Below are 14,584 nucleotides of genomic sequence, written 5' to 3' on the forward strand. Positions count from 1 at the left end.
CTGAACGTGCAGATCTGGGGCACGGGCGGCATGAGCCACCAGCTGCAGGGCCCGCGCGCGGGCCTGATCAACCGCGAGTGGGACAACCGCTTCCTCGACCGCCTGATCGACGAGCCCGAGGCGCTGGCCAGCGTGCCGCACCTGGAGTACGTGCAGGAGGCCGGCAGCGAAGGCATCGAGCTCGTGATGTGGCTGATCGCGCGCGGCGCGATGGCCGACGTCGCCGGCGGGCCGAAGCCCGTCGTGAAGCACCGCTTCTACCACGTGCCCGCATCGAACACGGCCGTCGGCCACCTGATCCTGGAGAACAAGCAATGAGTCAATCCGTGCGCATCGCGCTGGCCGGCCCCGGCGCCTTCGGCATCAAGCACCTCGATGCCCTGAAGAACATCGATGGCGTGGAGGTCACCTCCATCATCGGCCGCGAGCTGCCCAAGGCGCAGGAAGTGGCGCAGAAGTACGGCGCCAAGCACGCGACCACCAACCTCGACGAGGCGCTGGCGCGTCCGGACGTCGATGCCGTGATCCTGTGCACGCCGACGCAGCTGCACGCGCAGCAGTCCATCGCCGCATTGCAGGCCGGCAAGCACGTGCAGGTGGAGATCCCGCTTTGCGACAAGCTGGAGGAGGGCAGGGCGGTCGTGGAGGCGCAGAAGAAGAGCGGGCTGGTCGCGATGTGCGGCCACACGCGCCGCTTCAACCCGAGCCACCAGTTCGTGCGCAAGCGCATCGAGGCGGGCGAGTTCCACATCCAGCAGATGGACGTGCAGACCTACTTCTTCCGCCGCACCAACAGGAACGCGCTGGGCCAGCCGCGCTCGTGGACGGACCACCTGCTGTGGCACCACGCGGCGCACACCGTGGACCTGTTCCAGTACCAGACCGGCAGCCGCGTGGTCAAGGCCAATGCCGTCCAGGGCCCGATCCACCCGCAGCTGGGGATCGCGATGGACATGAGCATCCAGCTGAAGGCGGAGAACGGCGCGATCTGCACGCTGTCGCTGTCCTTCAACAACGAGGGGCCGCTGGGCACCTTCTTCCGCTATATCGGCGACACGGCGACCTACATCGCGCGCTACGACGACCTGTTCAACGGCAAGGAGGAGAAGATCGACGTGTCGAAGGTGGACGTGTCGATGAACGGCATCGAGCTGCAGGACCGCGAGTTCATCGCCGCGATCCGCGAGAAGCGCGAGCCGAACGCCAGCGTGGCGAAGGTGCTGCCCTGCTACGAGGTGCTGGCGCAGCTGGAGCAGCAGCTGCAGTGAGCGTCGCCCGCGCGGCCCGGAGACCTACCGCGGGTCGGGTGGCGTCTCCGTAGCGCTGAGAGCCGTCAGGCCGAAGCCCAGCGCTGCGCCCCGCCGTCAGGCGAGCTCGCCCGCGAGTTGCGCCGCTTCCCTCGCACCCGCCGCCGCATTGCGGATGTGGCGCTGCGTTTCCACCGGCAGCTGCGCGGTGTTCAGGCCGTTCCACTTGTTGCGGCCCTTGATCGACAGGTTGTAGTGGACCGACACGCCTTCGCGCAGCTTGGCCGCGTAGAGGGCAGGGTTCGACTTCAGGTGGCCGATGCGGCCGCTGGCCCACTTCGCGCCCAGCTTCATGTACCTGGCGGCGGCGAACACGGCCTGCACCGGATCGCGCGGATCCTCCAGGCCCAGGCCCTTGGCCGTGCGGGGCTCGAACTGCGCCAGGCCCAGGTTGGGCGTGCCGTCCTTGCTGGAGCCGGCGCGCTGGATCCACGAGGTCTCGGCTTCGATGATGCCGTAGACGTCCTGGTAACCCAGGCCCACTTCGCGCAGGCCGGCCTTTTCAGCCGCGGCGCGCGCGAGCCGGATGCGCGAGGCCTCGTCGAGCGTCTGCACGGTCCTGCCGCCCCAGCGCACGGTCTCGAACTTCATCAGCGAGCGCAGCGGGGTGTGCTTCGGCGCCACCGCAGCGAGGCGCGGAGCCTTGGCCTTGGTCGCGGCCACGGCCGCAGCCGCCGTCGTCCTGGGAGCGGGAGCAGATGCAGCAGCGCTGGAGACCTGGCCCATCAGGGTGGCGATCGCGGTGACGGTGAAAGCGGCCCGGGCGGGAAAGGTCTTGAAGCTCTGCATCCTGTGTAAGTCCTTCTTGATCAGCGTGTAGGAGACTGCTGATAGAGGCGTACGGAATGCGGAAGTTCTAAGCTCGGCGCGTGAGGATTCGCGCTTTGGGCGTGCGCGCGAAGCGCGGCCGCTGCGATTGCCGCAGGGCTCCAGTGAGGAACGGGATGGCAGGTTCGGATGGACCGCCGAACCTGCCTCAGCGGAGCGTTCAGGCCCCGGGCTTGGCGTCCATCGCCATGGCCCAGGCGCCCCAGGCGTCGTCCGACGCATGGCGCGCGGCGATCCATTCCTGGAATTCGGGCGTCTGCGTGACCTGGTCCGCGCGGCCGGCGGCCTCGCAGCGGGCCCGCGCGGCGTCGAAGCGCTCCTGCGCGATTGCTTCCGCGGCCTGCTTCCGCTCTGCGGCGGCCTCCGCGGCCGCGACCGCTTCGTTCCATTCCTTGCTCATGGTGCCCCCCAACAAAGCCCGATTGTGGCCCACGCGCGGCAGCGGCGCCGGTGAAGGGTCTTGTGCACCCTGCCGTCTGTCACGCGCCCGCCTTCGGGACCGCCGCGGCCCTCAGGCAAAATCGCCCCATGCCGGATCCCATCCCGCAGTCCGAAGAACAGGAATCCAGCAGCTTCGAGTCCTACTTCCGCGAGCCCTCGCTGGCCGCGGAAGCGTCTCTCGCCTGGGCCCTCGCCCAGCGCCTGGATCTCATCGACGCCGTCCGCGGCCTCCTCGGAGGCGCGCAGGCCGCCGCGCGCCTGCGCCTGTGGTGCTTTCTGGAGCTGGCGAGCCAGCCGCAGGGGCGGCTGCAGCGCGAGGACCTGAACCAGCTCTTTCACGTGCTGAAGCCCGAGGCGCTGGAGATGGTGCTGAAGCGCCTGCGCGAACTCGGCCTGCTTGTCTGGGACGCCACCGCGCAGGACTACCACCTCTCGCCGCTCGCGCAGCAGGCGCATGCGCTGCTCGCGCCGCTCACCCGGGCCGGCACGGGCGAGGACGACGAGATGGCCTCGCTGCTGGCCCAGGTGGCCGGCGCGCAGGCGCTGGGCCTGGCCGATGCGAGCCAGATCAAGCACCTGCACGCGCAGCTCGCGCGCCTGCACGACGACTTCGCCGACGCCATCGCGAGCGGCTCCGAGGCGCTGCTGCGCGCCGCCCAGCCCCGCTTCGACCGCGCGCTGGCGCTGGTGGAGCGGGCCGGCGAGGCGCTCACGGCCCTCATTCGCAGCGACTTCGAGGACCCGCGGCTGGAGCGCGAGGCGCGCGCGCTCGGCCAGGGCCAGGCGCGCCTGCTCTCCATGGCCAGCCAGTTCACGCGCGCGCTGCAGCAGGCCGATCGCCAGCGCGTCACGCTGGGCAGCACCGGCATCACCAGCTCCGACGTGCGCCAATGGCTGCAGCAGCACCCCGCGCTGCACGAACTCCTGGGCGACGCGCTTTCCACCGGCGTGCGGCCGGTGTTCGTGAGCCCGCACGACCTGATCGACGTGGCCGAAGGCGAGTTCGAGCGCGACCGGCCCGATCCCCAGCGTTCCACCGGCCTGCCGCCGCCGGCGGCGGCCGTGGCCGGCACGCTGGAGACGCTGCGCATGCCGGTGGAACTCGAGGCCCTGATCGGCAAGCTGACGGACTGGACGGGATCCGATCCCGGCGCGGGCACGCCGCGCCCGGTGCGCGACGCCGTGCTGGGCGGCCGCTTCGCACAGGCGGCCTATCGAATGCAACTGCTGCCGCTGCTGGGCGACGCGCAGGCGCGCACGCTGCAGGGCCAGACGGGCGACCTGGCGCGCTCGCGGTGGCGCGCGGTGCTCACGCCCGCGATCGAGCGCGTCGACGACGCGCACGTGGCCGCGCTCAGTGCCGGCGAGCTCCATCCCGAATCATTGCCTTCCGAATCATGACTGCCCCTCCCGACGACGCCGCGCTGCTGGCGGCGGAACTGCTCGCGCGCCGCTGGCTGCCGCGCCAGCACCCGCGCGTGAAGCGCGCCCTGATCGACGCCGACCTGTGGCAGGCGGTGCAGGAGCGCCTGGCGCAGGTGGGCCTGCGCCTGGTGGACAACATCCACGCCGACCACGTGACCGTGGCGCTGCAGCGCGCGGCCGAACCCGCCGTGTTCGGCGAGGGCGGGCTGGACGGCAGCAACAACATCGAGCTGCCGCGCGACGGGGTGTCGCTGCTGGTCGTGCTGTGGTCGCTGATCGTGCTGCCCAAGCGCGAACGCCAGGCGGCGCGCGCCGCGGCGGCCGAAGCGGACCACCAGGGCGAGATGTTCCGCGCCGACAAGCCGATGCCGACGGCTGCCGCCGTCAGCCCGGTGGTCTCGTACAAGGCACTGTTGGCAGACTTCGGCAATCAGCTGGGAAAGAAGGTGCGGCTGGAAAGCAACCTGAAGCGGCTGGAAGCGCAGGGCTTCATCGTCCGCAGGGGAGACGACATCGGCGAGGGGCCGCTGCTGGACCTGCTGCTCGATTACGACACGCTCGCGCCGCGCATCCTGGAGGGGGCGCTCGGCGAAGTGCTCGCCCGCAACCGCAAGGAGGCCGGGGAGCGCTCGCACCCCCAACTCCCGCCTCCGGAAAAGGCTGAAGCCGTTTCCGGGGGACCCCGCAGGCCTCCCCCTGCGGGGGAGGGAGCAATGCAGCAAGAGGAGGCCTGACGCATGTTCCACCTGCAAAGCCTCGAACTGCTCCACTGGGACTACTGCCAGCGCCTGAGTCTGCCGCTGGACGGCGCGATCATCACGGTTGCTGGCCCCAACGGCTCCGGCAAGACGACCCTGCTGGACGCCATGCGCACGCTGCTCGGGCTCGAATGCTCGGGCGGGCGCAGCTACAAGACCTATGCGCGCCACGCCAACGCCGACACGGCGTGGCTGCGCGCCACGGTGGAGAACCGGCCGCGCGGCCGCCAGTCCTCGACGCGGCCGTTCGCCCGCTGCCTGCTGTACTCCGACCAGGTGACGCTGGCCTGCCGCATCGAGCGCAATGGCGGCGACTGGCGACGCAGCTACGTGATGCTGGAAGGCGACGTGCCCGTCGAGGAACTGGTCAACCTGCCGGAGAAGGACTGGCTCGGCATCGAGCACTGGCGCAAGCGGCTCGAAGGCGCGGGCCTGTCGCGCGCCATCGCCCGCGTGCTGGCGCTGGAGCAGGGCCAGACCGACCGCCTGTGCGAATACTCGCCCAAGGAGTTGCTGCGCCTGGTGTTCGACGTCTTCGGCGACCAGGAAGTGCTGGATCGCTACGAGGAGGCGCGCACCCACCAGCGGCAGCTGGCCGAGGAAGTGGAGGCGGCCGAACGCGAGCTCGCGCACGGCGAGGCGCAGCTGGCCCAGCTCGATGCGCGCGTCAACCTGTACCGCGAGTACCAGTCGAAGCAGCAGGAGCGGCAGAAGCTGCACACCGAGGTGATCCCGGTACTGGACTGGGCCGAGGAGCGGCACGACATCGCGGCGCGCCTGGGTGAGCTGCACCGCCAGCGCATCCACCACGCGGCCGAGGCGCGCGAGCGCGGCAGCTGGCGGCAGCGCCTGCTCACGCTGCTGCACGAGCAGCAGCAGGCGGCCGAACGGGTGCGCCAGCTCGAAGCCGACAAGCACGCCGCGCAGGCCGCGCAGCAGCAGGCCCGCGACGCCGAACGGCCGGTCGAGGAGCTGGCCAAGCGCGCCGACGAACTGCAGGCGCTGGCCGCCGTGGAGGGCGACGCGGCGCAGCTGGCCGAGCGGGTGCGCAGCCTGGAGGAACGCAAGTCGCAGCTGGCCGAGCGCTGGCATGCCGTGGGCGCGCAGCGCCGCGAGGCCCAGGAGGCGCTGGACCGGCTGCAGGGCCAGCGCCAGGCGCCGCCGCCGCCCGAGGTGGAGCGTTTCCTGCGCGTGCTGCGCCAGGAGAACGTGGCCCACCACGTGCTTGCCGACGTGATCGAGATCCTCGACGAGCGCTGGCGTGCGGCGGCCGAGGGCGTGCTGCGCGGCTCGCGCTGGGTCGTGGTGCTGCAGGACGCGGGCGACGAGGCGCGTGCCATGGCCCTGGCCGAACGCGAGCGCTATCGCCACTACCTGGTGGCGGAAGCGGCGCCGGCGCCGGCGCAGCCGGAGGCGGGCAGCCTGCTGGCGGTGCTGCGCTTCTCGGCGAGCGCGCCCGTGTGGCTGCTGAAGTCGCTGGCGCAGATCCGGCGGGTGGAAGGCACCGCCGAGGGCGTGCGGGCCGGGGGCGAATGGATCACCCCTGACGCCTACTGGCGCGACGCCCGCGGCGGGCGCAGCGTGTGGGTCGATCCGGGCCAGCACCAGTTCGGCGCCGCTGCGCTGGCTTCGCGCCGGCACTCGATCGAGCGCCGCCTCGGCGCGCTCGACGGCGAGCTGGGCGAGATCGCGCAGCAGCAGGCGGACGTGAACCGGCAGCTGAAGGCAGCCGTCGACGCCGGCAAGGGCCATCGGGCCGCGGAGGAACTGGCGCAGCGCAGCGAGGAATTCGCGCAGGCGCGGCAGCAGCTGCCGGCGCTGCGGCAGGCGCGGGTGGAGGCGAGCCGGCGCTGGCAGGCGCTGGACGAGGAGCACAAGAAGGCCGTGATCGCGCAGACGCAGGCCGACGCGAGCTACCGCGAAACGCAGAACCGGCTCGCCGACAGCGAGCGCGCCGCGGAGAAGCACGAGCGCGAATGGAAGGAGCGTCACGAGCTGCAGCGTGCCCGGGCGGCGAAGTCGCAGGCGCAGAAGCGGCGCTTTCCGCCGCGCTGGATCCGCGGCGAGACGCTGCAGGAGCTGCGGCGGCATTACCTGAACGCGACCCAGGCCCGCCTGCGCGACGAACAGGTCGAGCGCGAACTGGCGCAGGGGCACTGGGAAACCGACGCCACGGTGGAGGAAAAGGCGACGCTGATGCGCGCCACCGTCGGCGGCCAGCGCACCGAGCTGGAGCAGCGCAAGGCCAGCAACGAGGCGGCCCGCATCGCGGTGGGCAACGCGCGCGAGCGCTACATCGACGTGCTGCGGGCCACCGTGCGGCGCTACCGCAGGAACATCGTGGAGCTGGGGCAGCTGGCCGGTGTGGAGGTCAGCGCCGACCTGCCGCACCTGGACAACGACGACACCGTGCTGCGCCAGGCCGAACTCAAGGTCAGCTTCAACTTCGACGGCAAGGGCCAGATCGGCCTGAACGACGGCGAGGCATCCGGCGGCCAGCAGGTGATCAAGTCGCTGATCCTGCTGGTGGGCCTGCTGAAGGACGAGGAGACGCCGGGCGGCTTCGTCTTCATCGACGAGCCCTTCGCCCACCTGGACGTGCGCAACATCCAGCTGGTGGGGCACTTCCTCAAATCGACCCGTGCGCAGTATGTGCTGACGACGCCGATCACGCACAACGTCGAAGTGTTCGAGCCGGCGGACATCACGCTGGTCACCGCGAAGAAGCCCTCGGGCGCACGCTGGGCGCCGCCGATCGGCGTGCTGCAACGGCGAGCCGAAGCGACGCTCTGAGGCGAGCTGCGCAATGCCGATCCCGGCCCAGCCCTGGCTCGATGCGGACGTTCGCCGCGGGGAGCGCGATCGCTGCACGTCCGGTGCGGTGCCCGAGACGGCGCCGCTGCTCGGGCCCGAGGACCAGGAACTGCTGCGCCGCTGGCTGCGCGCGGACAACCCGCGCCGCAGCCGCGCGTCGCTGCTGAAGGATGCGGGGCGCGACGGCATCGAGCGCGCCGAGAGCCTGTGCGAGCGGCTGCTGCGCGAAGGCTGGATCGTGCGACGCGAGCGCCTCGCCGGCGGCAGCTGGCAGTGGCAGTGGATCACCTGGCGCGACCTCGATCGCCTGAAGCGGCTGCTGGGCGTCGGCAGCGCGCGCCAGCGGGAAGAGGAGCGCAGCGGCTTGCTGGAGCAGTTCCGCTCCTGGCTGGCGCACTGGGCCGAGGCCACGGCAGGCCCGGCGCCCGATCCCGACCTGCTGGACGAGATGCGGGCCGCGCTGCAGCAGCTCGGCGAGGAGCGGGCGCTCAAGCTGGAGACCCTGCGGACGAGGCTCGAGCTGCTCGAGGCGCTGGCGCAGTGGTGCGCGGCCGGCAGGCGCGAGCTGCGCCGCGACTTCGCCCTGTGGGCCCGCGGCAGCACCAAGGCCATGGGGGCGGGCGACTGGCGCTGGCTGGCGAGCGCGTTCGACCTGGAGCGGCTCGGGATCGCAAGCTTCGCCCCCGTGTTGTGGCTGGCCGGCGAGGTCTCGCTGCACTGGGGGGAGCGCCGGCTCGATGCCGGCGCGCTGCATTGCGTCGGCGTGCCCATGCGCGATGCGCGCCGCATCGAGCGGCTCTCGTGCCCGGGCGGGGGCCTGCGGGGCTACTGGCTGATCGAGAACCGGGCCAGCTTCGAGCGCCAGGCCGAGGCGCTGCCGGCCGGCGAACTGGCGTTGTGGGTCCCTGGCCGCCCCTCGGCCGAGTGGCTGGAGAGCGTGGCACACCTGCTGCGCCTGGCGCCCGCGCCGGCCGCGATCAGCGCGGACGCCGACCCTGCCGGCGTGGACATCGCGTGCACCGTGGCGGCGATCTGGCGGCAACAGGGTCTTTCCTGGTCGCCGCGGCGAATGGGTGTGGCGGAATGGCAAGCGACCTCGCAGCGGTGGCCGCTCAACGCCCACGACCTCGCGCTGCTGCAGCGCCTGCTGCAGGACGTTGGCCTGCATCCCGAACTGCGCGCGCTGTGCGAAGCCATGCGCTCCGAAGGCCGGAAGGCGGAGCAGGAAAGCTGGCTGTAGCGAGTCGGGCGCACGAGGTCCGTGCCATCGAATCTTCCCGGCAGGACCTCGGGCGCTGGCTGCGCTAAGCTGCGGCCCTCGCAGTGCCGACCCGCTCCAACCCCATGCAAGCCCCCGCCACCAATCCCGCGCCGCTCTCCCCCTTCCACCTCGCCTTCCCGGTGCACGATCTCGCCGCGGCGCGCCGCTTCTACGGCGGCACGCTCGGCTGCCCCGAAGGCCGCAGCTCGGACGAGTGGGTGGACTTCAATTTCTACGGCCACCAGATCGTCGCCCACCTGGCGCCTTCCGAAAGCGGCACGGCCCAGCGCAATGCGGTGGACGGCCACGGCGTGCCGGTGCGCCACTTCGGCATCGTGCTGCCCATGGCGGATTTCGACGCCCTGGCCGCGCGGCTGAAGGCGCAGGGCATCGAATTCATCATCGAGCCCTACATCCGCTTCCAGGGCCAGCCCGGCGAACAGGCCACCATGTTCTTCCTCGATCCGTCCGGCAACGCGATCGAGGTGAAGGCGTTCGCGGACATCACGCGCCTGTTCGCCAAGTAGGCGCGGGGCGTCCTGCTTCCGCAAGGCGGAGCAGGAGAGCTGGCTCTGAGGGCGCAGGAGCGCTGGGGTTTCGCTTCGCTCCACCGCCAGCCTGCGGGAGAAGCGTGCCCGCCGGAGCCGCGTCGTGCGCGGCGGGGCGGCTTGACGTAAGCTCACGCGTCTTCGACTCGACCCTTCCCATGCACACGCGACACATCGGCCCCTTCACCGTCACCGCCATCGGCCTCGGCTGCATGAACCTGAGCCACGCCTACGGCGTGCCGCCGCCGCCGGAGCAGGGCGAGCGGGTGCTGCGGGCCGCGATCGACGAAGGCGTGACGCTCTTCGACACCGCGGCGCTCTACGGCTTCGGACGGAACGAGGAGCTGGTGGGCCGGGTGCTCAAACCGCACCGGCAGCACATCACCCTCTGCAGCAAGGGCGGGCTGGCCGGCGTGCCGGACGAGAACGGCGTGCTCAAGCGGGTGATCGACGGCCGGCCGGAGGCGCTGCGCCGCAACTGCGAGGACAGCCTGCGGCGCCTGCAGACCGACACGATCGACCTGTACTACCTGCACCGCTGGGACAAGAAGGTGCCGATCGAGGAGAGCGTCGGCGCCCTCAGCCGGCTGGTGGAAGAGGGCAAGGTGCGGACCATCGGCCTGTCGGAGGTCTCGGCCGCCACCCTGCGCCGCGCGCACGCCGTGCATCCCGTCACGGCGGTGCAGAACGAATACTCGCTGTGGACGCGCAATCCCGAGATCGCCATGCTCGAGGCCTGCCGCGAACTGGGCATCGCCTTCGTGGCCTTCAGCCCGGTGGCGCGCGGCTTCCTGTGCGATGCCGTGCCCGACGTGACGGGCTTCGACGCCAAGGACATCCGGCGCACCATGCCGCGCTTCGATCCGGACAACCACGCGAAGAACCTGCAGCTGCTGCCCGCGTACAAGGCGCTCGCGCGCGAGGCCGGCTGCACGCCGGCGCAGCTCGCGCTCGCCTGGCTGCTGCGGCGGGGCGAGAACATCATTCCGATCCCTGGCACGACCCGCGTGGAGCACCTGCAGGAAGACCTGCGCGCCGCGGACCTGCGCCTGCCGCCGGAGCTGGTCGGCCGGCTCGACGCGCTGATCAACCAGCACACGGTGGCCGGCAACCGTTACGGCGAGCAGGCGAACCGTGAGGTCGACGCCGAAACGTTCTGAACCCGAGGAACCCGCCGCATGCCGCTTCCGCTCCAAGGCGTCCGCGTTCTCGACCTGACCAACGTGATGGCGGGTCCCTACTGCAGCATGGTGCTGGGCGACCTCGGCGCCGAGGTGATCAAGGTCGAAAGCCTCGAAGGCGACAGCACGCGCACCTTCGAGCCCAAGGTGCGGGACGAGTCGTACTGCTTCGCGGTGCTGAACCGCAACAAGAAGAGCATCGCGCTGGACCTGAAGTCGCCAGCCGGCCGGGAGATCGTGCTGAAGCTGGCGGCCGGCTGCGAGATCATGCTGGAGAACTTCCGCCCCGGCGTGGTGAAGAAGCTCGGCATCGACTACGAGGCCGCGAAGCAGGCCAACCCGGGGATCATCTACGCCTCCATGTCCGGCTTCGGCCAGACCGGGCCCTACGGCCGCAAGGGCGGCTTCGACATCATCGCCCAGGGCATGTCGGGCGTCATGATGATGACGGGTTATCCCGGCGGGCGGCCGGCCAAGGTGGGGATCGCGATGCACGACATCGCCTGCGGCGTCACCACCCTGTACGGCATCCTCGGCGCCTTCATCGGCAAGTTGCGCCACGGCGAGGGCCAGTACCTCGAGAGCTCGCTGCTGGAAGCGGGGCTCGCGTGGAGCATCTGGGAGTTCAGCGCCTGGTTCGGTTCGGGCGAGCAGCCCACGGCCACCGGCACGCGCCATCGCCGCGTGGCGCCCTACCAGGCCTACCGCACCCAAGACGGCTACGTCACGGTCGGCGCTTCGGGCGAGAAGCTCTGGCGCGCCTTCGCCACCCAGGTGGTGGATCGGCCGCACTGGCTGGAGGACCCGCGCTTCGCGCGCAACGAGTTGCGGGTGAAGAACGCCGACGCGCTGGAGGCCCTGATCGAGGAGATCACGGCCACGCAGCCGACGGCGTTCTGGGTGGAGAAGCTCGACGCCGCGGGCGTGCCGGGCGGGCCCGTCTACACCTACGACCAGGCGCTGGCCGATCCGCACGTGCAGCACCGCCGGATGGTCTACGACCTCGAGCATCCGACGATCGGGCCGATGAAGACCCTGGGCCTGCCGCTCAAGTCCAGCGGCGAGCTGACGCAGATCCGCCAGCCGGCCCCCCTGCACGGCCAGCACACCGGGGAGGTGCTGCGTGGCCTCGGGTACAGCGACGCGGAGGTGGGCGCGCTGCTCTCGCAAGGCGTCGTGCGCGCGACCCGGGTGCCGTCATGAGCCAATCGAAGTAACGGCAAGGCCGGGACGGGATTGCGAAGCATTCCCGGGATGCGCCGCACTTGATCTTCGTCAAGCAGCGTGCGCTTGGGGCGGGAAAAACTTGCACGGCATTTCCCCGCCCACCCATGAACCAAGCACGTCCGCCCATCTTCGGCACGACCATCTTCGACGGCACCCAGGCGCGCAAGGGCTACGCCCTCAACCGCATGTGCTTCTCCTTCAACGAGGCGGCGAACCGTGACGCGTTCAAGGCCGACGAGGAGGCCTACATGCGCCGCTACGGCCTGAACGAGGCCCAGGCATGGGCGGTGCGCGAGCGCAACGTGCCGGGCCTGCTGGCCGCGGGCGGCAACGTCTACTACCTGGCCAAGTTCGCCGGCATCCTCGGCCTGGACGTGCAGGACCTCGGGGCCCTGCAGACGGGCCTGAGCAAGGAGGAATTCAAGGCGCGGCTGGTGCGCCAGAACGAGCAGCCGGTCGCGTTCGTCGGCTGGCAGGAGTAACGCCATGGCCAGGATCGTCGGCGGACTCACCACCTCCCACGTGCCCGCCATCGGCGGCGCCATCGCCAAGGGGCTGCAGCAGGAGCCGTACTGGAAGCCCTTCTTCGACGGCTTCCTGCCGGTGCACGCGTGGCTGGACGAAGTGAAGCCCGATGTGGCCGTCGTCTTCTACAACGACCACGGGCTCAATTTCTTCCTCGACAAGATGCCGACCTTCGCGGTCGGCGCCGCGCCCGAGTACCGCAACGCGGACGAAGGCTGGGGCCTTCCCACGCTGCCGCCCTTCCAGGGCGAGGTGGACCTGTCCTGGCACGTGATCGAACGCCTGGTCGAGCGCGACTTCGACGTCACGACCTGCCAGGAGATGCTGGTCGACCACGCCTTCACGATTCCGCTCAAGCTGTTCTGGCCCAGGGGCTGCCCGGTAACGACTGTGCCGATCTGCATCAACACCGTGCAGTTTCCGCTGCCCAGCGCGCGCCGCTGCTGGCAGCTGGGGCAGGCGGTGGGCGAGGCGATCCGCTCCTGGGACAGCGACAAGCGCGTGGTGGTGATCGGCACCGGCGGGCTGTCGCACCAGCTCGATGGCGAGCGCGCCGGCTTCATCAACAAGCCTTTCGACCTCAAGTTCATGGACAGCCTGCTGCACGACCCCGAGTGGGCCACCCAGTACAGCATCCACGAGCTGGTGGAGAAGACCGGCACGCAGGGCGTCGAGCTGCTGATGTGGCTGGCCACGCGCGGCGCGGTGCCGGGCTTCGTGCGCAAGGTGCACACCAATTACCACATCCCGATCTCCAACACGGCGGCCGGGATGATGGCGCTGGAAGCGCTGGAGTAGCCGCGCCCGTACGGGCCCTCCGCTTGAAGCGGGGCAGGGGCAGGCGCATACTGCCCGTGTCCACTTCCAGAGGAGGATCGGCATGAAGCAGGCAGTGGAACCCGAAGTCGAGGTCGGCCTCGGCATCTTCGAGCGGTCCTGTGTCTACTGCGGCGCCCGCTTCCGCGTGCTCGCGGACCGGCCGGCGGACCCGATGCGCCTGTGGCCGCGCGAATACGAGTGCCCGGCCTGCGGCAAGCAGTACGAGATCGACGCCGCGTCGCACCCGGAGGTGCAGTTGCTGCACGGGCGCACGGACGGCAAGGACGACCGGTACCAGGAGACGATGTTCTGAGCCGCGCGGTCTTCTGCGGCTCCTTGCGTCGAAAGATGCCCGCGCGCTGGCTCCCGTAGGCTGGTGCTGAGCCGCGCCAGCGCGAAGCCCAGCGATCAGCGAGCGCAGCGAAGCTGGGCTTCGGCCTGCGGCGCTCAGCGCCGATTTACGAGCGGGCGCTCAGCGCCGATTTACGAGCCGGCGCCTGGGACCCGCAATCGTCCCGGCCCCAGCATCGCCTCCGTCAATCCGCACTCCGCGATGCGTTGCGGCAGCGGCAGTCCGCGCGCCAGCGCGGCGCACGCCTCGCCCATCGCGGGGGAGGTCTGGATGCCGTAGCCGCCTTGCGCGGCGGCCCAGAAGAAGCCCGGCGCGGCCGGATCGAAGCCGCCCACCAGGTCGCCGTCGGCGACGAAGGAGCGCAGGCCGGCCCACGTGCGCGCCGGGCGCCGGATCTCCAGCGTCGTCATGGCGGCGATGCGGTCGATGGCGAGCGCGATGTCCAGTTCCTCCGGCTGCACGTCCTGCGGCGGCACCGGGTCGGCATTGGCCGGCGAGCCGAGCAGCAGGCCCGCGTCCGGCTTGAAGTACCAGCTTTCGTCGGCGCTGATCACGCAGGGCCACCCGCGCACGTCCACGCCGGCCGGCGGCGCGAAGGTGAAGGCGGAGCGGCGCTTCGGCTGCAGGCCGAGTGCCGGCACGCCCGCACGTTGCGCCACCACGTCGGCCCAGGCGCCGGCCGCGTTCACCAGCACCGGCGCGCGGTAAGCGCCCTGCGGCGTGGTGACCTCCCACTGCCCTTGCACGCGCGCGATGCGTTCGGCCTCCGCGTCGCACACGATGGTGCCGCCCGCGCGGCGCGTCGCGCGCAGGAAGCCCTGGTGGATCGCGTGCACGTCCATGTCCGCCGCCTCCGGTTCCAGCACGGCGCCGATGACGCATTCGCGCCGCAGCGCAGGCACCAACTCCAGCGCCTGCTGCGACGTGAGCCGGCGCGCCTGCGGCGTCATGGCGTGCAGCAGCTCCCAGTGCGCTTGCAGCAGCGCCTCCTGCCCCGGCGCGGCCACGAACAGGCAGCCGCGCGGCGTGAGCAGCGGATGCTCGCTGAAATCCGGCGGCGGGGCCGCGAAGAACGCACGGCTCGCGCGCGTGAGCGCG

At 71.0% G+C, this 14,584-nt stretch carries 14 protein-coding genes and 1 pseudogene; 12 read left to right on the plus strand and 3 right to left on the minus strand.

Features of this window, described 5'->3' with window-relative positions:
• Both VFM98_RS03720 and VFM98_RS03725 read left to right on the plus strand, forming a co-directional pair.
• Window positions 1-318, plus strand: a pseudogene (locus tag VFM98_RS03720) (hypothetical protein); the annotation flags it as partial.
• A complete protein-coding gene (locus VFM98_RS03725; protein ID WP_325108558.1) occupies window positions 315-1,268 on the plus strand; it encodes a Gfo/Idh/MocA family oxidoreductase in 954 nt (317 codons plus the stop codon). The pseudogene VFM98_RS03720 and the gene VFM98_RS03725, both read left to right, overlap by 4 nt.
• A gap of 96 nt (window positions 1,269-1,364) precedes the next feature.
• On the opposite strand, the gene VFM98_RS03730 is transcribed toward VFM98_RS03725, so the two are convergent.
• Together VFM98_RS03730 and VFM98_RS03735 are read right to left on the minus strand one after the other, a co-directional pair.
• Window positions 1,365-2,096, minus strand: a complete 732-nt coding sequence (locus VFM98_RS03730) for a transglycosylase SLT domain-containing protein (RefSeq protein WP_325108559.1) — start codon at window positions 2,094-2,096, stop codon at window positions 1,365-1,367.
• 199 nt (window positions 2,097-2,295) lie between these two features.
• On the minus strand, window positions 2,296-2,535 hold the full coding sequence (locus VFM98_RS03735; protein WP_325108560.1) for a hypothetical protein: 240 nt from the start codon (window positions 2,533-2,535) through the stop codon (window positions 2,296-2,298).
• A 128-nt stretch (window positions 2,536-2,663) separates the two neighbouring features.
• Here VFM98_RS03735 and VFM98_RS03740 point away from each other — a divergent pair, with 128 nt between their 5' ends.
• The 10 genes from VFM98_RS03740 (at window position 2,664) to VFM98_RS03785 (ending at window position 13,447) form a co-directional block, all read left to right on the plus strand.
• The gene (locus VFM98_RS03740) at window positions 2,664-3,977 is read left to right on the plus strand and encodes a hypothetical protein (protein ID WP_325108561.1); all 1,314 of its coding nucleotides are present in this window, start codon (window positions 2,664-2,666) and stop codon (window positions 3,975-3,977) included.
• Window positions 3,974-4,735: a hypothetical protein gene (locus VFM98_RS03745; RefSeq protein WP_325108562.1), complete on the plus strand. Its 762-nt coding sequence runs from the start codon at window positions 3,974-3,976 to the stop codon at window positions 4,733-4,735. Before VFM98_RS03740 ends, VFM98_RS03745 begins: the two co-directional genes overlap by 4 nt.
• A gap of 3 nt (window positions 4,736-4,738) precedes the next feature.
• Window positions 4,739-7,552 carry an ATP-binding protein gene (locus VFM98_RS03750; protein ID WP_325108563.1) on the plus strand — a complete coding sequence of 938 codons (2,814 nt, stop codon included), beginning with the start codon at window positions 4,739-4,741 and terminating at the stop codon, window positions 7,550-7,552.
• Between the two features lie 13 nt (window positions 7,553-7,565).
• Window positions 7,566-8,813 carry a hypothetical protein gene (locus tag VFM98_RS03755; RefSeq protein WP_325108564.1) on the plus strand — a complete coding sequence of 416 codons (1,248 nt, stop codon included), beginning with the start codon at window positions 7,566-7,568 and terminating at the stop codon, window positions 8,811-8,813.
• Between the two features lie 104 nt (window positions 8,814-8,917).
• Entirely contained in the window at window positions 8,918-9,361 is a 444-nt protein-coding gene (locus tag VFM98_RS03760) for a VOC family protein (RefSeq protein WP_325108565.1), read from the plus strand.
• Between the two features lie 179 nt (window positions 9,362-9,540).
• Window positions 9,541-10,542: an aldo/keto reductase gene (locus tag VFM98_RS03765; RefSeq protein ID WP_325108566.1), complete on the plus strand. Its 1,002-nt coding sequence runs from the start codon at window positions 9,541-9,543 to the stop codon at window positions 10,540-10,542.
• Between the two features lie 18 nt (window positions 10,543-10,560).
• Entirely contained in the window at window positions 10,561-11,766 is a 1,206-nt protein-coding gene (locus tag VFM98_RS03770; RefSeq protein WP_325108567.1) for a CoA transferase, read from the plus strand.
• A gap of 128 nt (window positions 11,767-11,894) precedes the next feature.
• Window positions 11,895-12,272: a protocatechuate 4,5-dioxygenase subunit alpha gene (locus tag VFM98_RS03775; protein ID WP_325108568.1), complete on the plus strand. Its 378-nt coding sequence runs from the start codon at window positions 11,895-11,897 to the stop codon at window positions 12,270-12,272.
• A gap of 4 nt (window positions 12,273-12,276) precedes the next feature.
• The gene (locus VFM98_RS03780; RefSeq protein WP_325108569.1) at window positions 12,277-13,113 is read left to right on the plus strand and encodes a class III extradiol dioxygenase family protein; all 837 of its coding nucleotides are present in this window, start codon (window positions 12,277-12,279) and stop codon (window positions 13,111-13,113) included.
• A gap of 82 nt (window positions 13,114-13,195) precedes the next feature.
• On the plus strand, window positions 13,196-13,447 hold the full coding sequence (locus VFM98_RS03785) for a hypothetical protein (protein ID WP_325108570.1): 252 nt from the start codon (window positions 13,196-13,198) through the stop codon (window positions 13,445-13,447).
• 170 nt (window positions 13,448-13,617) lie between these two features.
• On the opposite strand, the gene VFM98_RS03790 is transcribed toward VFM98_RS03785, so the two are convergent.
• On the minus strand, window positions 13,618-14,584 hold a 967-nt coding region (locus VFM98_RS03790), incomplete at its 5' end, for an FAD-binding oxidoreductase (protein ID WP_325108571.1).

It is taken from the genome of Ramlibacter sp. (assembly GCF_035706265.1).
Taxonomy (GTDB): domain Bacteria; phylum Pseudomonadota; class Gammaproteobacteria; order Burkholderiales; family Burkholderiaceae_C; genus Ramlibacter.